This window comes from Coprococcus sp. TF11-13 (assembly GCF_003481085.1).
Taxonomy (GTDB): domain Bacteria; phylum Bacillota; class Clostridia; order Lachnospirales; family Lachnospiraceae; genus Coprococcus; species Coprococcus aceti.
Genome location: NZ_QUKK01000005.1, coordinates 61,327 through 85,257 on the forward strand (window position 1 = coordinate 61,327; position 23,931 = coordinate 85,257).

Annotated in this window: 19 protein-coding genes and 9 tRNA genes; 20 read left to right on the forward strand and 8 right to left on the reverse strand. The window is 44.4% G+C overall.

Annotated elements, in window-relative coordinates:
* The first annotated feature begins 25 nt into the window (after positions 1-25).
* The 5 genes from DXD11_RS09400 (at position 26) to DXD11_RS09420 (ending at position 5,839) form a co-directional block, all read left to right on the forward strand.
* Entirely contained in the window at positions 26-985 is a 960-nt protein-coding gene (locus tag DXD11_RS09400; RefSeq protein ID WP_117549341.1) for a hypothetical protein, read from the forward strand.
* Between the two features lie 237 nt (positions 986-1,222).
* Positions 1,223-1,900: a PspA/IM30 family protein gene (locus DXD11_RS09405; protein ID WP_015533954.1), complete on the forward strand. Its 678-nt coding sequence runs from the start codon at positions 1,223-1,225 to the stop codon at positions 1,898-1,900.
* A gap of 39 nt (positions 1,901-1,939) precedes the next feature.
* Entirely contained in the window at positions 1,940-2,920 is a 981-nt protein-coding gene (locus DXD11_RS09410; protein WP_015533953.1) for an SPFH domain-containing protein, read from the forward strand.
* A 131-nt stretch (positions 2,921-3,051) separates the two neighbouring features.
* Positions 3,052-5,400 carry a DNA helicase PcrA gene (pcrA, locus tag DXD11_RS09415; protein ID WP_118758264.1) on the forward strand — a complete coding sequence of 783 codons (2,349 nt, stop codon included), beginning with the start codon at positions 3,052-3,054 and terminating at the stop codon, positions 5,398-5,400.
* A gap of 169 nt (positions 5,401-5,569) precedes the next feature.
* Positions 5,570-5,839, forward strand: coding sequence for a hypothetical protein (locus DXD11_RS09420; protein WP_015533951.1), 270 nt, complete (start codon positions 5,570-5,572; stop codon positions 5,837-5,839).
* 135 nt (positions 5,840-5,974) lie between these two features.
* Here the strand turns inward: DXD11_RS09420 and DXD11_RS09425 are convergent.
* From DXD11_RS09425 to DXD11_RS09455, 7 genes are all read right to left on the reverse strand, one after another.
* Positions 5,975-6,054, reverse strand: a tRNA-Leu gene (locus tag DXD11_RS09425).
* Positions 6,055-6,103: 49 nt separating this feature from the next.
* Positions 6,104-6,176 (reverse strand) — tRNA-Lys (locus DXD11_RS09430).
* 20 nt (positions 6,177-6,196) lie between these two features.
* Positions 6,197-6,268, reverse strand: a tRNA-Gln gene (locus DXD11_RS09435).
* A 33-nt stretch (positions 6,269-6,301) separates the two neighbouring features.
* Positions 6,302-6,375, reverse strand: a tRNA-His gene (locus DXD11_RS09440).
* A gap of 79 nt (positions 6,376-6,454) precedes the next feature.
* Positions 6,455-6,528, reverse strand: a tRNA-Arg gene (locus DXD11_RS09445).
* 41 nt (positions 6,529-6,569) lie between these two features.
* Positions 6,570-6,640 (reverse strand) — tRNA-Gly (locus DXD11_RS09450).
* Between the two features lie 30 nt (positions 6,641-6,670).
* Positions 6,671-6,745 (reverse strand) — tRNA-Pro (locus DXD11_RS09455).
* 217 nt (positions 6,746-6,962) lie between these two features.
* Between DXD11_RS09455 and DXD11_RS09460 the strand changes: the two genes are divergently transcribed.
* The 6 genes from DXD11_RS09460 to DXD11_RS09485 all read left to right on the forward strand — a co-directional run bounded on the left by DXD11_RS09460 (position 6,963) and on the right by DXD11_RS09485 (position 12,875).
* Positions 6,963-7,907, forward strand: a complete 945-nt coding sequence (locus tag DXD11_RS09460) for an AEC family transporter (protein WP_118018194.1) — start codon at positions 6,963-6,965, stop codon at positions 7,905-7,907.
* 24 nt (positions 7,908-7,931) lie between these two features.
* The gene (locus DXD11_RS09465) at positions 7,932-8,390 is read left to right on the forward strand and encodes an Lrp/AsnC family transcriptional regulator (protein WP_022215931.1); all 459 of its coding nucleotides are present in this window, start codon (positions 7,932-7,934) and stop codon (positions 8,388-8,390) included.
* Entirely contained in the window at positions 8,387-8,896 is a 510-nt protein-coding gene (locus tag DXD11_RS09470) for a shikimate kinase (protein WP_055146992.1), read from the forward strand. Before DXD11_RS09465 ends, DXD11_RS09470 begins: the two co-directional genes overlap by 4 nt.
* Positions 8,897-8,981: 85 nt before the next feature.
* Positions 8,982-9,944, forward strand: a complete 963-nt coding sequence (locus DXD11_RS09475) for a calcium/sodium antiporter (protein ID WP_015533950.1) — start codon at positions 8,982-8,984, stop codon at positions 9,942-9,944.
* A gap of 318 nt (positions 9,945-10,262) precedes the next feature.
* Positions 10,263-11,804, forward strand: coding sequence for a sodium:solute symporter family protein (locus tag DXD11_RS09480; RefSeq protein WP_117549333.1), 1,542 nt, complete (start codon positions 10,263-10,265; stop codon positions 11,802-11,804).
* A 123-nt stretch (positions 11,805-11,927) separates the two neighbouring features.
* Positions 11,928-12,875 carry a magnesium transporter CorA family protein gene (locus DXD11_RS09485; RefSeq protein ID WP_117549331.1) on the forward strand — a complete coding sequence of 316 codons (948 nt, stop codon included), beginning with the start codon at positions 11,928-11,930 and terminating at the stop codon, positions 12,873-12,875.
* 63 nt (positions 12,876-12,938) lie between these two features.
* On the opposite strand, the gene DXD11_RS09490 is transcribed toward DXD11_RS09485, so the two are convergent.
* On the reverse strand, positions 12,939-14,132 hold the full coding sequence (locus DXD11_RS09490; protein WP_015533946.1) for a DUF4317 domain-containing protein: 1,194 nt from the start codon (positions 14,130-14,132) through the stop codon (positions 12,939-12,941).
* 213 nt (positions 14,133-14,345) lie between these two features.
* Here DXD11_RS09490 and DXD11_RS09495 point away from each other — a divergent pair, with 213 nt between their 5' ends.
* The 9 genes from DXD11_RS09495 to lepB all read left to right on the forward strand — a co-directional run bounded on the left by DXD11_RS09495 (position 14,346) and on the right by lepB (position 23,911).
* The gene (locus DXD11_RS09495; protein ID WP_117549467.1) at positions 14,346-15,035 is read left to right on the forward strand and encodes a response regulator transcription factor; all 690 of its coding nucleotides are present in this window, start codon (positions 14,346-14,348) and stop codon (positions 15,033-15,035) included.
* Complete coding sequence (locus tag DXD11_RS09500; RefSeq protein ID WP_118758265.1) at positions 15,035-17,488, forward strand: sensor histidine kinase; 2,454 nt, start codon at positions 15,035-15,037, stop codon at positions 17,486-17,488. Before DXD11_RS09495 ends, DXD11_RS09500 begins: the two co-directional genes overlap by 1 nt.
* A gap of 135 nt (positions 17,489-17,623) precedes the next feature.
* Positions 17,624-18,106, forward strand: a complete 483-nt coding sequence (locus tag DXD11_RS09505; protein ID WP_117549327.1) for a transcriptional repressor — start codon at positions 17,624-17,626, stop codon at positions 18,104-18,106.
* Positions 18,107-18,127: 21 nt separating this feature from the next.
* Positions 18,128-18,484: a heavy-metal-associated domain-containing protein gene (locus DXD11_RS09510; RefSeq protein WP_117549325.1), complete on the forward strand. Its 357-nt coding sequence runs from the start codon at positions 18,128-18,130 to the stop codon at positions 18,482-18,484.
* A 99-nt stretch (positions 18,485-18,583) separates the two neighbouring features.
* Positions 18,584-18,655: transfer RNA gene (locus DXD11_RS09515), tRNA-Gly, on the forward strand.
* 98 nt (positions 18,656-18,753) lie between these two features.
* Positions 18,754-18,825: transfer RNA gene (locus DXD11_RS09520), tRNA-Gly, on the forward strand.
* Positions 18,826-18,999: 174 nt separating this feature from the next.
* Positions 19,000-21,135: an LTA synthase family protein gene (locus tag DXD11_RS09525; protein ID WP_117549323.1), complete on the forward strand. Its 2,136-nt coding sequence runs from the start codon at positions 19,000-19,002 to the stop codon at positions 21,133-21,135.
* Between the two features lie 151 nt (positions 21,136-21,286).
* Positions 21,287-22,738, forward strand: coding sequence for an IMP dehydrogenase (guaB, locus tag DXD11_RS09530; protein WP_117549321.1), 1,452 nt, complete (start codon positions 21,287-21,289; stop codon positions 22,736-22,738).
* A 132-nt stretch (positions 22,739-22,870) separates the two neighbouring features.
* Positions 22,871-23,911, forward strand: a complete 1,041-nt coding sequence (lepB, locus tag DXD11_RS09535) for a signal peptidase I (protein WP_117875061.1) — start codon at positions 22,871-22,873, stop codon at positions 23,909-23,911.
* The last annotated feature ends 20 nt before the right edge of the window (positions 23,912-23,931 follow it).

The window sequence follows — 23,931 nt, forward strand, 5'->3', positions numbered from 1 at the left end:
GAAAAGTTGCGATGGAGGCACTATTATGGAGAACGGAAAAGCTAAACAGCTTTTAGATAGAATACAGGATATAGTTGGAGATGGACAGAACGTTCCATTTGCAGCAGGTAAGGTACTGGTCAACAAGGAAGAGGTTCTTGAGATCGTTGAGGAGCTCAAGACTACTATAGATCTGGAACTCAAGGCATATCATGAGATCACAGACAAGAGAAGCAAGATCATCAAGGAGGCAGAGCAGGAGGCCGATGAGATCATCGCGGAGGCCGAGGAGACTGCATCCAGGATCAGGCTTACAAAGCCAAGCCCGCTCTTTGTGGACCGCAAGGTCAAGAGCCTTGGCAAGCAGGACAGGCAGGCGCTCAGAACGGCCAACGAGATATATGCGGCATCTATCATTTATACAAATGAGATGCTGATGGAGATCAACGAGACCGTGAACCAGGCATATAATATGATAAGCATGGAGAGCGACAGAGTCCTTGATTCTCTGAGAAAGAAATCTGAGATCATTGAGAACAACAAGAAGGAGCTCATGGAAGGTCTCATGGATATGAAGAAGCAGGAGCGCTATGCCGATATACTGGAGATCAGCCAGCTTCTGGCGAATGAGCTGTATTACGAGAAGAACAAAGCCAAGGATGAGGAGCACAAGGATAAGAACGGTGAGCCGGAGATGGTTCAGTGGGAGTTCGATTTTGAAGATAAGAAGGAGCCTGAACCGATCCGGGTGAAGGCATCCAGGGAACCGGTCAAGAGTGTCCAGAGGGAGACTGACGATGCGGATTCTTCGATACATGTCATAAAAGACAGTGATCATGACGATAAGATGAGACGCTTTGGAGACAGAACACCGGTGAGACTTGAGGAGTCGATAACGGATGCGAGTGCCAAGGGAAGCGACTCAGACAAGAACGGCAGACCTGATTTCAGAATAGGCGGACGTATATCCGATGCCTATGATGACGTGGATGACGGAGTCGTATAAAAGTTTCGTGCAACATGCAGGGGACGCGCTAGTTTTGAATATTAAAGCCTGATAAGTTGGCGGCTGATACTTTACAGGGGGTAACGTGTCGAATAGCACATTATATGATGCAGCAACACAGCATGCATGGCATTGCGCCGGAGCATGGGAGATCATATAATGGTGGTGTCGTCGACAGGAGGCAACATTTAATATTATATACAAATAAATCAACCTAAAACGCGGAGGTAAAAAGTTATGGGAATTTTAAAGAGATTTAAGGACATTATGTCATCAAACATCAATGCACTTCTTGACAAGGCAGAGGATCCTGAGAAGATGATAGATCAGTACCTCAGAGACCTTCAGGAGGATCTCAGAAAGGTTAAGTCAGAGACTGCAACTGTTATGGCAGAGGAGCAGAGATGCAAGAGACAGCTTGATGAGTGTGACGCAGAGATCGCAAAGATGCAGACATATGCAGAGAAGGCACTTGTAGCAGGTAACGAGGGCGATGCAATGAAGTTCCTCGAGAAGAAGAACCAGCTCACGCAGAAGCAGGTAGCTCTTCAGCAGGCATATGATGCAGCAGCAGCTAACGCAGCCAAGATGAGACAGATGCATGACAAGCTCACAAAGGATGTCAGCGATCTCAATGCAAGAAAAGAGACTATCAAGGCAAAGGTTCAGGTTGCTAAGACTCAGGAGCGTATGAACAAGATGATGAGCGGTATCGGCGATTCATCAGCTTCACTTGATGCATTTTCAAGAATGGAAGCAAAGGCAGACGCTATGCTTGACAAGGCAAATGCAATGAGCGAGCTCAATTCATCAAGCGCAGATTCAATAGATGATCTTGCAAGCAAGTATGATGCAGCTCCAAATGCAGACGTTCAGGATGAGCTTGCAGCACTTAAGGCAAAGATGGGATTATAATATTCCAAACATATTGCAGAACAGAGAGGAGTGCACTACATGGGTTTATTTTCAAATCAGTTTGCTAATGTTGTAGAATGGGAAGAGTACAGAGATGACGTCATCTTCTGGAAGTGGACAAATAGAGAGATCAAGAAGGATTCAAAGCTTATAATCAAACCGGGACAGGATGCTATATTCCTTTATAACGGAGCGGTTGAAGGTATATTTACCGAGTCTGGAAACTACACTATTGATTCACAGATCATACCATTCCTTTCAACACTCAAGGGATTTAAGTTCGGATTCAATTCAGGACTTCGCGCAGAGGTTCTGTTTGTGAATACAAAAGAGTTTACATGTAACTGGGGAACCAGTTCGCCGATCAGACTTCAGGCACCGGGACTTCCGGGCGGACTTCCTGTGAGATCAAATGGTAAATTCTCATTCAAGATAGACGATTATAATGTTCTAATAGAGAAGGTTGCAGGTATAAAGCAACAGTTCACAGTCGATGACATAAGAGACAGGATAAGAGGTATCCTGGACGGACTGCTGATGAAGTGGATCACAAAGGTTGGCGGAGACGTATTCAATCTTATGGCCAATTCCGTTGATATAGCTAAGGGTATCAAGGAAGATCTGGACATGGAACTCTTGGGAATCGGACTTACGATAACTGATTTCAGAATAAGCGAGTTTACATATCCTGAGAATATACAGAAGCGTGCTGATCAGGCTGCTGAGTATTCTATGATAGGGGATATGAACAGATTCCAGCAGGTGAATATGGTTGATTCCATGGCAAGGGGTGGCCGTACAGGAACAGCCGGAAGCAATGCAACGGATATGGCAAATGCCATGGTAGGAATGCAGATGGGAATGGCTATGGCAGGTCAGATGGCCGGAGCTATGAACCAGATGAACAATGCAGCAACGCAGGCAGCGGGAACCGGAACAGCCCCAAAGTTCTGTCCTAACTGTGGACAGCCAACTAACGGTGCGAAGTTCTGTGGCAACTGTGGAACGAAGCTGATCTAAAGACAAATACATTATAATTGAATAATGATATTTTCAAATAAACGCTGTTATGATATACTAGGCAGATGGAATAAAACATATGTTTGGTATATATAACGGCGTTTTTTACGTCACAGGATACAGGAGGAATTATGGCAGGACTTAACGATATGCAGGAACAGGCCTGTGAGCATGTGGATGGGCCACTGCTCATACTTGCGGGAGCAGGAAGCGGAAAGACCAGGGTTATCACACACAGGGTAGCCTATCTCATGGAGCACGAAGGAGTTAATCCTCTGAACATACTGGCGATCACATTCACCAACAAGGCGGCCCGTGAGATGCGAGAGAGAGTTGATCTGATAGTTGGGGACGGAGCTGACAGGGTATGGGTCAGCACATTTCATTCGCTGTGTGTGAGGATACTCAGAAGATATGCTGATAAGATCGGCTATGGCAAGAACTTTGATATATATGATTCGGATGACCAGAAGAGTACGGTGAAGAGTATACTCAAGGATTTTCAGATAGACCCGAAGAGGTATCCCGAGAAGATGTTCATGGCGGAGATATCCAAGGCCAAGGAGAAGTATCTGTCACCTGATGAATTTGCAAAAAAGAATGTTGCAGACTATGCAGGAACAAAGGCAGCAGAGGTGTACACTGAGTATCAGAGTCGTCTTAAGAAGAACAATGCGATGGACTTTGACGATCTTATTTACAAGACGGTGGAGCTGTTCGAGCACAATCCTGATGTCCTTGATACATATCAGAATAGATTCAGATATATCATGGTTGACGAGTATCAGGATACTAATCACATACAGTTCCTGCTGGTCAAGATGCTTGCGAGAAAATACAGGAACCTGTGTGTGGTGGGAGACGATGATCAGTCCATATACAAGTTCAGAGGAGCGAATATAACCAATATCCTGAACTTTGAGAAGGAATATGAGGATGCGAAGGTTATCAAGATGGAACAGAACTATAGATCCTGTGGCAATATACTTGCCGCAGCGAATGCAGTCATACAGCACAATGCAGGCCGTAAGGATAAGGCTCTGTGGACGGATAAGGATGCCGGTGAGAAGATCTCGTTTGAGCAGTGCGATTCGGAATATGCAGAGGGAGATATGGTGGCGAGCCGTATCAAGACTCTTGTCAGACAGGGAGTGGACTACAGGGATATAGCTATCCTCTACAGGACGAATGCACAGTCCCGTGTGCTCGGAGAGAAGATGGTGTATGCGAACATACCATACAGAGTATATGGCGGCACAAACTTCTATGCCCGAAAGGAGATCAAGGATGTTCTGGCATATCTCAAGGTCATCAACAATTCCACTGACAACCTGTACTTCAGGAGAGTGGTAAATGTTCCGAAGAGAGGTATAGGCGAGGCGAGTCTCAGCAAGGTTGAGTCATTTGCGGATGCGTATGGATTGTCGATGATGGATGCTGCGGCGAGAGCTGACGAGATACCGGGAATGGCTGCCAAGACCTCGGCTAAGATCAGGCAGTTTGCGGAGCTTATCACATCATTCAGGGATATGCTGGCGGATGGTGAGAGCCTTGACTCGGTGTACGACAGGATCCTTGAGGATACGGGTTATGAGTCAGAGCTCATAGCAGAGCACACAGAGGAGGCCATGACTAGGCTTGAGAATATCGATGAACTCCGCAACAAGGTGGTGGAATTCACAGAGGATAATGAGGAGGCAGGGCTCAGCGAGTTCCTGGAGGAGATAGCGCTTGTGTCTGACCTCGATGCCATGTCGGAGGATGACAATCAGGTCAAGCTGATGACTCTCCACAGTGCCAAGGGTCTGGAGTTCCCATACGTATTTATATGCGGAATGGAGGACAGAGTATTTCCTAGTGGAATGGCACTCAACTCAGATGATCCCGATGCTCTTGAGGAGGAGAGACGTCTGTGTTACGTGGGTATAACCAGAGCCATGAAAAAGCTGTACCTGAGTGCGGCGAAGGAACGAATGATGCATGGTAACAGGGTGTACAGCGATGTGTCCAGATTCATAAGAGAGATCCCACCTATGCTGTTTGAGCATGAAGCTGATATGAAGAATATGGCAAAGCGAAGAGAGTCGGAGTCTGTCGACAGATATAACAGAGGTGAAGGACGCAGAGATGCGTATGGAAGTTCATATGGTGATACATATGCCGGCTATGGCGGTGGAAGAACCGCTGGAGCAGCCTCAGGCAGAAGCTATGGACAGAAGAATCCATACAGCAGCTATGCAAAACAGCAGTCATACGGGCAGCCGTCTTCCCAGCTTTCGTTCGGCAAAGCCTTTGTGGTAAACAGTGTTGGCAAGCCGGATTATGCTGTTGGAGACAGAGTCAGACATATTAAGTTTGGTCCGGGTACTGTGGAGGCTTTGGAGAAGGGCGATAAGGATTACGAGGTTACAGTGAATTTCGACAGATGCGGTGTCAGGAAGATGTTTGCTTCGTTTGCAAAGCTCAAAAAATGCGAGTAGTCAATTAAACCGCATGTTAGATTTATTTATAAAATACATATAGAAATAATCAAAACCGTATGCTATAATTTTGGTATGTGTTGGGAGATAATAACTGTATGTTTCTTCTCTCAAATCAATATAATATAATGAAACCCGTTACAGGGTTAAGAAAGGGTGGAATGTAACGATGAAGAGTAGTGACGTAATCTTAGTTAAAGGCGATGCAACAGAAGAGAAGGCAAAGAGCACATTATTTGTGATCTTGGTTATCATTGGTGCCGTTGCTGCTATTGCAGGTATTGCATATGCAGTATATTCATATCTTACACCAGACTTCCTTGATGATTTTGATGATGACTTCGACGATGATTTCGACGATGACTTCTTCGATGATGAGGAAGATACAGATGAGGCAGAGCCAGCAGCAGAAGCAGCCGAGGCGGCAGACGCTGAGTAATTCGTACTGTATTATATAGAAGAATATGGTAGTATAAAGATACGCTCTATCCATTGAGGATAGAGCGTATTTTTTTGCCATCTACTAAAAAAAATGGAAGATAGGACGAAACGTCATGATAAAAGGTATAAAAAATGCGGATAACAGGAATCGAACCTGCACCCCGAAGGACTAGATCCTAAGTCTAGCGCGTCTGCCAGTTCCGCCATATCCGCTTAATTCTCCGTAAAATAAAAATAGCCCCTCATACCAGAAGGGAAATAGTGAGCCATCGGGGACTCGAACCCCGGACAACTTGATTAAAAGTCAAGTGCTCTACCGCCTGAGCTAATGGCCCATAAGTCTGGACTTTAATAACTGGGCTAGCTGGATTCGAACCAGCGAATGCAGGAGTCAAAGTCCTGTGCCTTACCGCTTGGCGATAACCCAATAGCATCGCTAATATGTGCGATAAAGAAAAAGGGTGGATAGAGGGACTCGAACCCTCGGCCTCCAGAGCCACAATCTGGCGCGCTAGCCAACTGCGCCATACCCACCATAGGCTTATAAAATAATTGTTATTTTATAAAAATATATCTTAGCCTGCTAACAGTAGTAGTAGCTAAGATACAAAAATGTGCCCGAAGGGATTCGAACCCCCGACCCACGGCTTAGAAGGCCGTTGCTCTATCCAGCTGAGCTACGGACACGTACCAATTCCCGCTATATGTATATGTTAGCGAAAATAAAGAGCGGGTGATGGGAATCGAACCCACGTATCTAGCTTGGAAGGCTAGTGTTCTACCATTGAACTACACCCGCATAATGCTTAACAGTGTTTTGGATTATAAGTCGGGGTGACAGGATTCGAACCTGCGACCTCTTGATCCCAAATCAAGCGCTCTAGCCAAGCTGAGCCACACCCCGTTAGTCCTTTGCGACCAACGCAAAACCTATTATACACAAGTCGGTGATGTTTGTCAACAACTTTTTTAATTTTTTTTTGAAAATCAGTTGCTGATGTGTTATATTGAATCAGACGTTATCGCCTGTTCATCAAACCGACTTTTGCATTATATGCATTATAGGAGCGAAAGTCAATAGGTATTTTGAAAAAAATTGAAAATTGTGAGGATGTGTAGTAATGGATAATTTTATATTCAGCATAAATGCAACGATACCGATATTTCTGGTGATACTTCTGGGATGGTTTCTGATGAAGATACATATTATAACAGAAGAGTTCGCCAACGTGGCGAATAAATATGTGTTCAAGGTAGCCCTTCCGGTTCTGCTGTTCAGGGATATTGCGACGACCTCCATATTGGACGACCTCAATGTAAAGTTTGTTCTGTTCTGCTTCTTTGGAACGATCATAATGTTTGGGCTGGTATGGGTGTTGGCACTGATATACTGTAAGGACAGAACCATGATCGGTGCATTTGTGCAGGGGGGAGCAAGAGGAAGTGCTGCGGTTCTCGGCGTTGCATTTGTGGAGAATATCTGTGGCAACTCGGGCATGGCGCCTCTCATGATAGTGTCAGCGGTGCCGATGTACAATATTATATCTGTAATAGCTCTGACATTTGGCGGGAACGACAGACAGAGGGGAACAGCTGGTATCAAGAAAGCGTTCGTCAATATATTGAAGAATCCGATCATCATAGGAATATTGCTTGGAGTCCCGTTCTCTGTATTTGACATACCGATACCAGCCATACCGACAAGAACTATCAGTTATATAGCACAGACGGCGACTCCTATAGCGCTCATAGCCATAGGTGCTGGATTTGACTCACAGCAGGCATTGACCAGGCTCAAGCCGTCACTTGTGGCAACGGTCATAAAGCTTGTGATTCTTCCTGTCATATTCCTTCCGGCTGCCATTGGTATGGGCTTTGGGCCGAGTGAGATTGTTGCTATACTGATAATGGTTGGAGCACCGGCTACGGTGTCGGGATACATCATGGCGAAGAATATGGACAATGATTATGTGCTGTCATCGAATATTATCGTTTTATCCACATTATTATCGTCAGTGACGTTGACTCTGTGGGTGTTTGTGTTAAAATGTTTGGGAGTAATCTAATTTTATTATACAGAGGTTTAATTAATGGATAACATTGACTACAAGATACTGAGATGCCTGAAGGACAATGCGAGACTTACAGCATCGGCCATCAGTGAAGAGATCAATCTCTCTGTCTCGGCCGTGATAGAGAGAATAAGGAAGATGGAGAGCAGCGGGGTAATAAAGGGATATACCATTGAGGTTGACCAGAAAAAGCTGGGCAATGAGATGGTAGCCATCATGGAAGTGAGACTGAAGCATCCGAAATATTATGATGAATTTGCACAGCTTATACAGACAAATGACAGCATAGTCGCATGCTTCTATATGACAGGAGATTTTGACTTTATATTGAAGATAGTGACTGATTCCGCTGCAGGTCTGGACGAGGTGTATAGGTTTGTGAAGGGATATGAGGGTGTGTCTGCAACTGAAACGCACTTTGTTCTCAAGACGCTCAAGGACGAAGTATCAGTTATACCGGAGGTAAAGGAAAAATGAACAACATAGTACTTACAGGCATGCCGGGAGCGGGCAAGAGCACTATAGGGGTTCTTCTGGCAAAGGTTCTCGGTTATAAGTTCATCGATGCAGATATTCTCATACAGAACAGTCAGGGAATGCTGCTCAGGGAGATAATAGCAAAGTATGGCGATGATGGGTTTTTAAAGATAGAGAATGATGTGAACAAGGGTATCACAGACCAACATGCAGTCATAGCCACAGGTGGAAGCGCTGTGTACTGTACTGAGGCCATGAAGAAATACATGGCGGAGGATACAGTTATATATATCAATCTTCCGTATGAGGAGATAGCGAACAGACTTGGCAATATCAAGAGAAGAGGCGTGGTGCTGAAGGATGGACAGACTCTGAAAGATTTGTATAATGAGAGGACAAAGCTTTATGAGAAGTACTGCCATATCAATATCAAAGCGGAAGGTCTTGGAATTGAGGAATTGCTGGACAGCGTTGCGGGCATGATAATTGTCAGAAGAGATCTGTAATACGTCATATGCCACATGATAGGGATAGAAAAGCTGCTTATATAGCTGAGGTGAAAATGTAGCATATATACAATGGAGGGAATGTATGGAGATATTAAAAATGTTAGGTCAGATACTGCTTCTTGTGCTTGGATTTGTGTTTATGATAAAGGGAGCGGATGTATTTGTAGATGGTGCGTCTAAAATAGCTGTCAAATGCAACATACCAGAGATGGTAGTTGGCTTAACAATAGTTGCCATGGGCACTAGTGCTCCAGAAGCAGCTGTCAGCATAAAGGCGGCACTTTCGCCTGCGGGAGCCGGGATCACTGTTGGAAATGTGCTTGGAAGCAACATTATTAACATACTTGTCATCCTTGGAGTGACAGCACTCATAGCAGCACTTCCTATAAAGAAAAATACACTTAGGATAGATATACCATTTGTTATCGTGGCATCGATCATGATACTCTGCATGGGATATTTTGATGGTGTGCTCAGCAGACTTGAGGGTGTGATATTCTATGTAGTGTTTATTGGATTTTTGGTATATCTGATCATCAGCGCGAAGAATGGCAACAGCGAGAGTGATTCTATAGAACTCACGGAGAAGGATAAGACTCCGAGACTTATACTGTTTATAATCATAGGATTAGCGCTGGTCGTGGTCGGAAGTAATTTCACTGTAAATGCGGCATCATATATAGCTGGAAAGCTCGGTATGACAGAGAGACTCATAGGTCTTACAATAGTGGCATTTGGCACATCTCTTCCTGAGCTTGTGACATCATGCACAGCGGCAAAAAAGGGGCAGACAGATATTGCCATAGGCAACATAGTTGGAAGCAATATATTCAATATACTTTTCGTTGCCGGAACTACAATGCTCATAACCCCAGTGCAGTTTGAGCAGAACTTCCTGTTGGATGGCATCATGGCAATAGTGGCTGCTGTTCTCCTCTGGGTGTGCAGCGTCAGAAAGAAGAAGCTCACCAGGCCGGGCGGAATAGTGATGCTGGCTGTGTATGCGGTATATTTTGCTTATATTATGTACAAGAATTATATGTAGCAGATATCAAATGAATGGGGTATAGTCATTTATGTGATGATTATGAACCGGAAGAGTTGGTGTGTATAACAAGTCACGATGACAAGGATTATTACAGTATGGATGATTTTTATGATTTAGAAGAACTTGATTAGATCGCAATAAAAAATACAGCGTGTAGCGAGTGACGCACGCTGTATTTTTTTGTGGATATTTCTTGACTATGGTATGGGTATAACTTATAATCAGACGTAGCAATTTAAACCGCAAAACTTTAAAGTTGACACGCTTTGACGTGATAAAGTAAAGTGCGGATAAAAAATGTATTGGGAGGATACTATGGTACTCAAAGTTATTATGCTTGTTGTTTTCTTTGCGATCATGCTTGGAGTTGGATTTTACTCGAGAAAACACACAAAGGATGTGAATGGATTTGTTCTTGGGGGCAGAAGCGTTGGCCCGTGGCTCACAGCATTTGCCTATGGAACATCTTACTTCTCAGCGGTTATATTCATTGGATATGCCGGACAGTTTGGATGGAAGTACGGAATTGCTTCCACATGGATAGGAATTGGAAATGCGCTGCTTGGCTCACTGGTGGCATGGGTAGTTCTCGGAAGAAGAACAAGACTGCTCACACAGGAGCTTGACACGAGAACTATGCCGGAGTTCTTCGAGAAGAGATACTCCAGCAAGTCATTGAAGCTTTTCTCGTCGATCATCATCTTCATCTTCCTCATTCCATATACAGCGTCACTGTACAACGGACTTTCAAGACTGTTCGGAATGGCGTTCAATGTTGACTATAAGATATGCGTAATCGTCATGGCTGCCCTTACAGGTATATATGTAATCGTTGGTGGATACATGGCGACTGCTATCAACGATTTCATCCAGGGACTCATCATGCTGGTGGGAATCGTGGCAGTCATATATGCGGTACTCAACAACTATGGTGGACTCACAGGCGCGCTAGACAGTCTGGCAAGGATAAATGATCCTGCAGTGTCAGATACACCTGGTGTATTTGCATCATTCCTGGGACCTGACGTGTTCAATCTGTTTTGTGTCGTCGTGCTGACATCCCTTGGAACATGGGGACTTCCACAGATGGTACAGAAGTTCTACGCCATAAAGGATGAGAGATCCATCAAGACAGGTACGGTTGTGTCGACACTGTTTGCGATCGTAGTTGCCGGCGGATGCTATTTCCTCGGCGGTTTTGGAAGACTGACAGGAACCGATGTTGCTACAGAGGGATTCGATGCCATCATTCCACATCTGCTTGAGAAGCTTCCAGCTGCCCTTATGGGACTTGTGGTCATACTGGTGCTTTCAGCATCTATGTCCACACTTTCTTCGCTGGTCCTTACATCCAGCTCAACGCTTACCATCGACTTTATAAAGCCGGTCATTGCACCGAAGATGGATGAGAAGAAACAGATACTTGTCATGAGGCTCATGCTCGTTATGTTTGTTGCTGTATCGGCTGTTATTGCCATCGTGCAGTACTCAAGCAGGATAACGTTCATAGCACAGCTTATGGGTGTTTCATGGGGGGCTATAGCAGGTGCGTTCCTTGCTCCATTTTTATATGGCTTATACTGGAAGAAGACTACAGTTGCGGCATGCTGGACATGCTTTATATGGGGAACAGGAATCATGACGCTGAACTTTATAAGCAATACATGGGGATTGTTCAAGTTCCCGGCAGTGATGCAGTCACCTATCAACTGCGGTGCGGTTGCAATGGTGGGCGGTCTCATAATAGTTCCTATTGTGAGCCTGTTCACAAAGAAGCCTGACCAGAAGAAAGTCGAGGATGCCTTCTCATGCTACGAGGAGACGGTTACAGTAGCCCACAGAAAGGCACTTGACTAACATAGATATTACACGGTCTTTACACAAAACTTTGTTGAAAGGCCGTGTTTTTTATGTTAATATTATCAGGCGGTAATGTGCATTTGAGGCATGCTGTAATATATGTGGCAGGAGGCGCAGGGAATGATCACACTGTACAGAACGGATGACAGAATTTTGAGTGAAATACAGGAATATGGTCCTGGTGCCTGGATAGTCATGACTAAGCCAACAATAGATGAGAGTAAGAGCATAGCCGAGAGGTTTGAGATAGATCTGGCGGATGTCAGAGCCGCACTGGATGACGAGGAGAGCTCACGTGTTCAGGTGGAGGACAACTACACACTGATAATCGTGGATATTCCTTCTATAGAGATAAGAAATGAACGAGAGGCATATACAACAATCCCTCTTGGTATCATACTGGTTGCAGACTGCATCATCACCATATGCGCCGAGGAGACACCGGTACTTGAGGCATTCATGGAAGGCAAGGTGAGAGAATTCAGTACCAAGAAGAGGATGAGGTTCATGTATCAGATACTCTATAGAAACTGTACAACATACCAGTATTATCTGAGAGTCATGGACAGAAGAAGAACCCTTATTGAGCAGCGTATCCAGGAGGAGACCGAGGATGCGGATCTCATAGATCTTCACGAGCTGGAGTCCAACCTTGTATACTTCGCAACGTCACTGAGGGCGAACGGAGTAGTCCTCGACAAGCTGACCAGATATGGCAGAATCAAGCAGTATCCGGAGGACAAGGAATTGCTTGACGACGTTTTGGTGGAGAATAAGCAGGCTATAGAGATGACACAGATATACAGAGATATCATAAGTGGTACGAGGGAGCTCATGACCACGATCATCAACAATAGATTGAACAATGCCATGAAGTTTCTTGCTGCCATAACCATTGTCATGGCTGTGCCAACGGTCATATCGGGTGTGTATGGAATGAATGTGGGCACGAAGTGGATGCCATTTGCGAATGTACCATATGGATTTGAGATAGTGTGCGGTATAATACTCGTTATAAGTATTGTGATAGCTTTGATATTGAAGAAAAAGAAGATGCTCAAACAATAGGGCAGATAGAAAAAGGATCACCGGCGGTTTTGTTGCTGCCGGTGGTCCTTTTTTGTGCCGTTGTTATTTGTTGTTGATAGGTATTCCGTTTACCTCGACCTGATCGGATATCTGGATGACGATGCATTTCCTTCCGTCGATCTCCATGGTCTCTACCAGATCAGTTCTCTCAGGATTCACCTTGATGACCACATCAGGAGTCTTTACCTCAAATGTTTTTGTGTTTGCAACATTTGTCGCGTACATGACAGTTGACTTCTCACGCGGTACAACTATGGCCGGTTCATCCTCCGGGTTCTCAGATGGCTGCTCAGGCGGTGCTGCCGCAGCGGTTACCTTCTCGTAGTGGGCGTCAAAATCTGCCATCTTCTCATCTGATACTCCGCTCTCTGTCAGCAGATTCTTTATAGTGTTCTTGGATAGGGTCAGCGGTTCAGGACTGTCCTTTCTCTGCTCTATCATCTCGTTCAGATTGTCGTGTATTGTACGCACCATGTCGTAATTACAGTCATCGCCCAGAGTCTCAGCCACGATCTCCTGGAATACATCCTTCTGCTCGCCCGCTGTTATAGGAAGAGAAGTGCCAAGGATGTTACTTATGAAGCTGTCGTGAAGCTCCTCCGGTTTTTTGGTGTAGTACAGAACGTTGTGGATATCCGTGCTCCTGTCGATAAATGCCGGGAACAGGAAGCCTATGTCCGGCATGTCGACCACCCAGTCGCGGACTCTGTTGTGGAATGTGCTTTCAACGTCGAAGTAGCTGAGTCCCGCCTTGGACAGGTTGACGTGGCAAATGGAGCACATGATATAGTCATACACCTCGTCTGATGCATCGTCCATCATGATGCCGTCGGTTGTCTTGCCCGGAACATCATATGTATCGTGGATGAGCAGTATGAGGTAGTTGCCGGTGTAATCGTAGTTCTCGATGACCTTGTCATAGAACTCATTTATCAGCTCATCGTTCTCAAGCTTGCTCTTCCTGAGTTTATTCAGGAATTCCTGTGTGCCGCCTTCAAACTCCTGTGAGGTAGGAAATGGCATGGTGACAAGATTCTTGCCAATGCTTCCTGATAAAGTCTTTTTCAGTATTTCAAAATATTTGTATGTTTCTTCTTCCGGCATGGTGAGAAACTGTTCGTTGATGGTCGCCACCTTGTTGCAGTCTCCGTCCACGTAGCATCCGCGGATCTTGCTTATGGAGCATTCCTTTGGAGCAAACAGGTGTCTTATCTCAAGTACGTCTTTTTTTGTCATAAATAAAACTCCGTTTCTATATAGTGATATATTTTGCGTTATAACATCTGCAATGACAGACCGCCTCCTAAGTATACCACAAATAATGACAAGTCTTAAAGATATCTTAAACTTTATAATGGTTGTTTCTTAATGGCAGTATGGCGATAATTGAGAACAGGAGGTGATTGTGGTAAGCTAAGGATAAATACGAAAAAGGTGAGGACAAGAAAAATGTACAATATATTAATATGTGACGATGAAAAAGATATAGTATCAGCTATAGAGATATATCTTAAGACAGCCGGGTATTCGGTGTATAAAGCTTACAATGGTATGGAGGCAGTTGATATGGTAAATTCTAATGACATACAGCTTGTACTCATGGACGTCATGATGCCTCAGATGGACGGTATAACAGCCATGGCAAAGATAAGAGAGAGCAGCAATGTGCCGGTTATCATGCTTACGGCAAAGAGTGAGGATACCGACAAGGTGCTGGGACTTGAGGTCGGCGCAGATGACTATGTGACAAAACCATTTAATCCGGTGGAACTTCTGGCAAGGGTAAAGTCCCAGCTCAGGCGTTACATGCAGCTGGGAGGCGGAGAGACACCAAAGGATAAGCTGGTTATCGGAGGTATAGAACTTGACGACAAATCCAAACAGGTCACACTTGACGGTGAACTTATGCCACTCACCCCGACGGAGTATGACATCCTGAAACTTCTTATGCAGAATGTGGGAAAGGTATTTTCCACGAAGGAGATATATAAGGCGGTGTGGAAGGAGGATCCGATGGGAGCGGAAGGCTCTGTTGCGGTTCATATAAGACACCTGAGAGAAAAGATAGAGATAAATCCATCTGATCCGAGATACATAAAGGTTATCTGGGGAAGAGGATATAGAATGGAGGGACAATAGTGGATAAAACAATTTATAAGATACGAGGAAATGTGTTCTTTAAACTTGGAATATATATTCTTGTGGCGGTGCTGGCATATGGAACGCTGTATACAGGCGGTCTGGTGCTGCAGGGAAGCTACCTTGGAGTGTACAGTGATGATGATCAGGGCGCGACGCCGTATGAGAGACTTGTAAACGATTATGTGGAGGACACAAATGATGCGCTTACCGAAAAGGTGAAGGCTTACATCCAGGATACAAGGTCGCAGCTGGAAAGCATTACAACATATAATCAGCTCGTGAGTGCTGATCATAACGGAGATATGGTTATAACTGCGGATGATGTTTTCCGGAGATTGACCAATGCGGATACAACATCTGCGATCAAGTCGTCATACCGGTATGAGGATATGAGCGAACGAGGTGATATCGGCTATATGCTGACGGCATCCTGCAGTGATGATACAAATGTCAGCATCAATAATGGAAAGATAAAAGTAACGACCGGAAATATAAAGCTGATAAACGATGATGCACGGCTGGACGATAATATATATACAAATGATTATGATAGCACGATAGAAGTACCTGTTAAAAGATATATTGTGTTTGACAAACAGAGCGATATGGAACAGGGCGAGCAGTATATCAATGCTCTGCTGGGGAATTATGATCCATATTATGACGAATACATTTATAATGAAGAATATGAAGAAAGTGATACTGTGGAGGCTGATACAGATTCTGTATTGACAGCGGATGGCAAGTCTATTACCAAACAGGATATCATGTATGGCGATTATTATCCTAGCTCAGTTGAAAAACTGTATCTTGATGAAGCAGACGATTCTGGCAGTTCATCTGGAAAGGTCTACTGTCTTGTGCTAAGCTATGATGCATATTCATTTATAAATATCACGGGAAAATGCTATGTGGACGTGGCGGCTGCTGTAGACAACATCAAAGCGTCAAATCCGGAAATGGTTCAATACATTGGAAGATGGAGGACGAAGAGCAAGGGGATATTGGCGGGATTTGCAGTTATGCTGCTGCTGTGCATCGTCATGTCAATATTTTCAATGGTCAACGCCGGCGTAAAGACAGGGAAGGAGACGATCACTCTTGGCAGATTTGAGAGGACTCCGACTGAGCTTGTGCTGGCTATGACAGTATGCTCTGTTGCAGCAGCAGTAGGGATCTGCGTTGAAAGCGGTATTGCATCCATGTGTGTGAACCAGTATAGGAATTACACATTTGTATCAGAGAATATACAGTATATTGCGTTTCTGGTGCCGGTGGCATGCCTATATTCTGTGGCATTGTTTTTCTTTAATAATATAGTCGCTAAGGTGAAGGCGGGAACATTTTTTGCAGACTGTCTGATAATCCGCGCACTGAAGTGGATAGCAAGAAAGACGAAAGCTTGTTTCAGGTATGTGAAAAGTCATATGTCCCTGACGCAGAAGGGCGTATGGGCTTATATAGGTATAACTATAGTAGAGATAATTTTTGTGGCAATCCTGGCAGCAGGCAGCATGAGAGGCCTTCTTTGGGTGGTGATTTATATCATTTTAAAATGGCTGTGCATAGTCGGAATAGTGGCATATCTCATACAGACACAAGAGTTATACAAGTGCGCAAAGGAGATGGCGGAGGGCAATCTGGACAGGAAAGCGGACACAAGCAAAATGTTCTGGGTATTCCGCGCACATGGTGAACACCTCAACCAGATAAGAGACGGCATGTCAAAGGCTGTTGAGGCCAGAATGAAGAGCGAGCATTTGAAGACAGAACTCATAACAAATGTATCCCACGATATAAAGACCCCGCTTACATCCATAATCAACTATGTTGATCTGCTGCAGAAGGACGATATGGATGAGAAGACAAGACAGGAATATATAGAAGTTCTCTCAAGGCAGTCTGCGAGATTGAAAAAACTCATAGAGGATCTGGTCGAGGCATCCAAGGCATCCACTGGCAATATCCAGATAAACTGGGCAGAGATAGATGCCAATATGCTGCTTGAGCAGGCTGTTGCAGAATATGAGGATAAACTTGCAAATGCCGGGCTTAAGGTCGTATTCACAAGATCAGAGTTGCCGGCAGTCATAAGAGCTGATGGACAGCATCTGTGGAGAGTATTTGATAATCTTCTGTGTAATATAAGCAAATATGCAATGCCGGGGACAAGGGTATATGCATCGGTGATAATCGATGACAGAAAGACCAGGATTGAGTTCAAGAATATATCCAGAGATCCGCTCAATGTGTCCAGTGATGAGCTCATGGAGAGATTTGTCCGTGGAGACAGCTCCAGAAATACGGAGGGAAGCGGACTGGGATTGTCTATTGCAAACAGTCTGTGTACACTGATGGGTGCAAAATTCAGATTGAGCATAGATGGTGATCTGTTCAAGGCAGTTATAACATTTGACTGCGGAACTCCGCAGAAGAAAACCAATTGTTAGAATAATGTGTGATCTGCAGGTTGAATTATGAAAAAATATTAGATTTTAGCACAAAACGTTATTGACAACTAATTTGAGTTAGGGCATACTAACCTTGATGATAATATTATCAACAATCAGAAGGAGGCGTGTATGATGACTAACGAAAGATTAGAGACGGACAAGAAGAGTATAGATGATACAGGTATCCAGCGTACAGAGATGCAGAAAGAGATCGTTATCAGCAGACTCAGGGAAATGGGATGCAGGATAACCAGACAGAGAATGATACTCCTTGACATAATACTCGGGGAAGAGTGTTCTTCCTGCAAGGAGATTTATTATAAGGCGACCAAGCAGGACAGTCGTATAGGCTCGGCTACAGTGTACAGAATGGTGAATACATTGGAGGATATAGGAGCCATCAACCGTAAAAACATGTATAAGGTTGCCTGTGGTGCCAACTGTGGTATAGAGGATGCCTGTGTCATTGAGCTTGATGATTCATCCAGCATTGAGCTTTCGGCCAAAGAGTGGAACAGGATAATCCGTGCAGGACTTATGGCTGGCGGATATATTGAGAATCAGATGGTGACAGGTGTCAATGTAAAGCCTTGTGGCTGTGGCTCATGTTGTTAATAACGAAGGAGATGATCTACAATGGGTGGAACAATATTGGTAGTGTGCATACTGGTGCTTATAGTAGTGGGTGCAGTTATCAGTTCTACAAAGCACTTTAAAGGAGAAGGAGGCTGCTGTGGCGGCGGTGGTTCCGTCAAGGTCAAGGGTGACAAGATAAAGGATGTTGTCGCCGTGAAGACTATTTACATAGAGGGAATGCACTGCAGCAACTGTTCAGATCGTGTACAGAATGCACTGAACAGTCTGAGCCAGGTGAACGCAAAAGTCGACCTCAAGAAGAAGCAGGCTATCGTTAAGCTCGGAAGAGAAGTATCTGATGATGAGCTTAAGAGCTGTGTAGAGAAGTGTGGATACTCAGTAACCGGTATAGGATAAAGGCTTGAATAAAAAATTGTAAAAAATTTTCAAAAAATTGTTGGCAATTCGAATAAGATGTGGTATTATCCATATTGTTGTTGAAAACACAACAGATAAGCGCGAGTGGCTCAGCGGTGGAGCATCTCCTTGCCAAGGAGAGGGTCGCGGGTTCGATTCCCGTCTCGCGCTCTGGATAATTTCCATGTTGCTAAAATTTTAAAAAAGTTGTTGACAGTTTGCTGGCGGTGTGATATTATCCATATTGTTGTTGGTAGCACAGCAGATAAGCGCGAGTGGCTCAGCGGTGGAGCATCTCCTTGCCAAGGAGAGGGTCGCGGGTTCGATTCCCGTCTCGCGCTCTTTTATATTAATTCACACTCAGGATTCAATCCTGATTTTTTTTTGCCCTCAGAAGCGATTGGTAATAAAATTTAAACATTTTTACTATTGAATAAATGACATGTAGTGATATAATCAATCACAATCGTTGAATATCAGAAAAAGTATAATTTTTACGAGGTAATGATTAAATTATGAAAGAGAGACTTAAGAATTTTCATCATTCAGCAGTTTTTATCTGTCTGGTTCTTGCAATTGTTCTGGACGTTGTTCTGGAAGCTCTTGGAAGACATTCGCTGTTTAAGGCGATATCGTATGTGTGGAATCAGCCGCTCATATTTCTGTATAACTGTTCGATCATTTTCTTTACGCTGACACTTTCGCTGCTCATGAGAAAGAGAATATTCGGATACTGCGTTATATCGTTTGCATGGCTGATACTTGGAATCACGAACTGCATAGTTCTGGGATTCAGAATAACGCCATTTTCAGCTATCGATATGCTTATGGCGAGGAATACGATAACTATCATAGACAAATATTTTAATGTATGGCAGATCGTGCTCATAGCTGCGCTTCTGTTCGTTGCGCTGGCAGCCATCATAGTTCTGTTCATAAAATCGCCGACGGTTACGGGCAATATATATAGAACGAGAACGACTGTGTTTATAGTTGCGACATTCTTCTGTGTAATGCTCTTCACCAAGATCGCGCTCAATGCACAGACTATATCAGATAATTTTGCAAACCTTGCAACGGCATACAACAATTATGGATTTGTATACTGTTTCTCAAACAGTGTGGTCGATGTAGGTATAGGACAGCCGAGTGATTACAGCGAGGATAAGATGCTTGAGATAAAGGATGATCTGGACAGTGTTGGCACAACGGATTCAAAGCATGGCAAGGACAAGCCAAACGTTATATTTGTACAGCTTGAGTCATTCATGGATCCGTCATATGTAAAATGCCTCACGTTCAATGAGAATCCTATTCCGAATTTCACAAAGCTGAAGGAGGAATGTACATCAGGATTCCTGACGATGCCGGCGATCGGTGCAGGTACAGCCAATTCGGAATTTGAGGTGCTCACGGGATTTAACGTGGCATATTTCGGTGCAGGTGAGTATCCATATAAGACCATACTTGGCAAGCAGACCATAGAGAGCATGGCGACACAGCTGAAGCTTGATGGTTATTCAACACATGCCATGCACAATCACGATGGTACATTCTATGACAGATACAAGGTGTATAAAAACATGGGATTTGATACATTTACCCCGATGGAGTATATGTACAATCTGGAGCATACTCAGAAGAACTGGGAGAAGGACAATGTCCTTACCGGTGAGATCATGAAGACTCTGTACTCCACCACTGGACGGGATTTCATATTCACCGTCAGCGTACAGGGACATGGAAGATACCCATCAGAGCTTGACGAGGAGAATTACAGCTATCCTATAAAGGTTGCCGGAACAGGCGATGAGAGTCTTGATACACAGTGGACATATTACTGTAACCAGCTCCACGAGATGGACGATTTCATTGGCAAGCTTATAGACAGACTTACGGCGTACGATGAGCCGGTCGTTCTCGTTATGTATGGAGACCATCTTCCTGGATTTGAGATCACAGAGGACGATATAACCAACGGAGACCTTTACCAGACAGAGTATTTTGTCTGGAGCAATATGAAGAACTTCCCGGTTGAGGATGAGGATATAGAGGCATATCAGCTCAGCACAAAGGTGTTTGATATGCTGGGATTTGAGAAGAGCTATGTGCAGAAGTTCCAGTCAAAGTACAAGCCGGGCGATGCAAACTATGATGATGATCTCGAGAACATTGAGTATGATATGCTTTATGGACAGAGATACATGTATCCTGATGGATGGCCATATGAGCCGACGAATATGAAATACGGCATAAGCAAGATCAGGATCTCGGAGATCAAAAAGGGCGTGTATGTGCCACCGGTTGATGAAGAAGCGGATTTCACGGCAAATGATGGTTCCGGGGACGGTGAGAGTGCTGAGGAGCCACAGCCTATGAATGGATATTATATCCACGGAAGCAACTTCAATGAATGTACATTTGTGTGGATAGATGATGCCTTTTTGAAGGAGACTATCTATATAGACAGAGATACGCTGTTTCTTCCATATGAGGACTCGTTTGAGGCGGGCAAGGAGATATCCGTGGCGCAGGTCGGAGACGACAGTATAGATTTCGGAGTGGAAGACACTTATGTATATAAGGGAGATCCTGAAGATCCGGAGGACACAGAGACAAATGTGACCACGGAGACGGAAGAACTGCCTTGACAAGAACTATATAATTTGTTAGCATGTTTAAAAAGTTACATCACCCAACGCGATAAGTGTTGGGTGATGTGTTTTCTCTATTAAGGCTAATTGACGTACATAATGAGCACAATGCTCTTATTAAATATTTTACAGAAAGAGAGAGAAGAAAATGGGTAAGATTATTGGCGAAGGAATTACATTTGATGACGTTTTATTGGTACCTGCTTATTCTGAGGTATTACCAAATGACGTTGACCTTACAACACAGCTGACACAGAAGATTAAGTTGAACATTCCTCTTATGAGTGCCGGTATGGACACAGTTACAGAGCACAGAATGGCTATTGCCATGGCTCGTCAGGGTGGTATCGGAGTTATCCACAAGAACATGTCCATAGAGAAGCAGGCAGAGGAAGTTGACAAGGTAAAGCGTTCAGAGAACGGTGTAATATCAGATCCATTTTACTTATCTCCAGAGCATACACTGGCAGATGCTGACGAGCTTATGAGCAAGTTCAGAATCTCAGGTGTACCTATCACAGAGGATGGCAAGCTTGTTGGAATCATAACCAACCGTGACCTGAAGTTTGAGAAGGACTACACCAAGAAGATCAAGGAGTCAATGACATCTGAGGGTCTTGTTACAGCAAAGGAGGGAATCACACTTGACGAGGCTAGAGAGATCCTTGGAAAGGCTCGTAAGGAGAAGCTTCCTATCGTTGATGACGATTTCCACCTGAAGGGACTCATCACGATCAAGGATATTGAGAAGCAGATCAAGTACCCATATTCAGCACATGACGCACAGGGCAGACTTCTCTGTGCAGCAGCAGTAGGATGTACAGCCAACATCCTCGACAGAGTTGCAGAGCTCGTATCAGCAAAGGTTGATGCGATAGTTATAGATACAGCACATGGACATTCAGCCAACGTTCTGAGAACTTTCAAGATGGTTAAGGAGAAGTATCCTGACCTTCAGGTTATTGCCGGTAACGTTGCAACAAGATCAGGCGCACAGGCTATGATCGACATGGGTGTAGATGCAGTCAAGATCGGTATCGGACCTGGTTCTATCTGTACAACAAGAGTTGTTGCAGGTATCGGTGTACCACAGATCACAGCTATCATGCAGGCATATGATGCAGCTATGAATGCCGGAATCCCTGTTATCGCAGATGGCGGTATCAAGTATTCAGGAGATATCACAAAGGCTCTGGCAGCAGGTGCCAACGTATGTATGATGGGAAGTCTGTTCGCAGGTACAGATGAGGCTCCTGGTGATTTCGAGCTTTATCAGGGACGTAAGTACAAGGTATACAGAGGTATGGGATCTATAGCAGCCATGGAGAATGGTTCTAAGGACAGATACTTCCAGGAGAACGCAAGAAAGCTTGTCCCAGAGGGCGTTGAGGGCCGTGTGGCATACAAGGGATCACTTGAGGATACAGTATTCCAGCTCATCGGTGGACTTCGTTCAGGTATGGGTTACTGCGGAGCAAAGAACATTGCAGAGCTTCATGAGAAGGCAGAGTTCGTCAAGATTTCAGCAGCTTCACTCAAGGAGAGCCATCCACATGATATCCATATCACAAAGGAAGCTCCTAACTACAGTGTAGAGTAATAGAAATTTGCATAGATGATTTCAGATAAGAGGATGCATATCTGTCAGATATGCATCCTTTTTTCTTGACACCGTTCTGTTATGTGAGATAATGAAGAATAGGTGTCTTAGAAAAGAGGTGTTTGGATATTTATGAAGGTAAACAATCCAGGTAAAAAAGATCTTGACCAGCTTGTGATGCTTGAGCAGGAGACATTTCCTGAGGCTGAGGCAGCAAGCCGGGAGTCTATAGAGCGAAGACTGAAGGCGCACAGAGAAACTTTCTGGGTGCTCAAGAAGGACGGGCGAATAATAGCAGGTATAAATGGTATTACTACTAATGAGAAGGATTTGAGCGATGCCATGTATACGGGCGAGGACTTCTACGACAAGAAGGGTCGCTGGCTTATGATATTCGGCGTGTCAACTCTGCCGGACTATCAGCACAATGGATATGCGGCGAAGATAATGCATGAGGTTCTTCAGGAGACGGTCAAATGTAAACTCGACGGAGTCGTCCTCACATGTAAAGAGAACATGATCCCATTCTACGAACAATTTGGTTTTGTGGATGAGGGCGTGAGTGAATCTGAGCATGGCGGTGTCGTCTGGCATCAGATGAGGATAAGGCGCAGAGATATAAAACGTGATTATAAGCAGGATGTGATTGATTGTATAGTGATAGTAGTTGTGGCCGCCGTACTGGCATTTCTGCTGGGACGATTTGTGATATTAAACTGTAATGTACCTACTGGTTCCATGCTTGAGACAATACAGCTTGGAGACAATATAATAGGAAGCAGGCTTACATATAAGTTCTCTGATCCTGAGCGTGGCGATATAGCCATATTCAAGTGGCCGGACGATGAGTCCCAGATATATATCAAGAGAATCATAGGACTGCCGGGTGAGACCGTGGAGATCATAGATGGTAAGGTATATATAAATGGAAGTGATACTCCGCTCAAGGAGGATTATCTTAGTGATGAGGCAAGGACTGACGTAAGATCGTTTGGACCGTATCAGGTTCCTGAGGACTGTTACTTTATGCTGGGAGACAACAGACCAAACTCAGCGGATGCCAGACTTTGGGAGAATACCTATGTGAAGCGTGACAAGATACTTGCCAAAGCAGAATTTGTGTATTTCCCATTTTCACAGATAACATGGCTTGGAAACGGAGCAGAGTATTAGATTGTATGTCATGATGGATA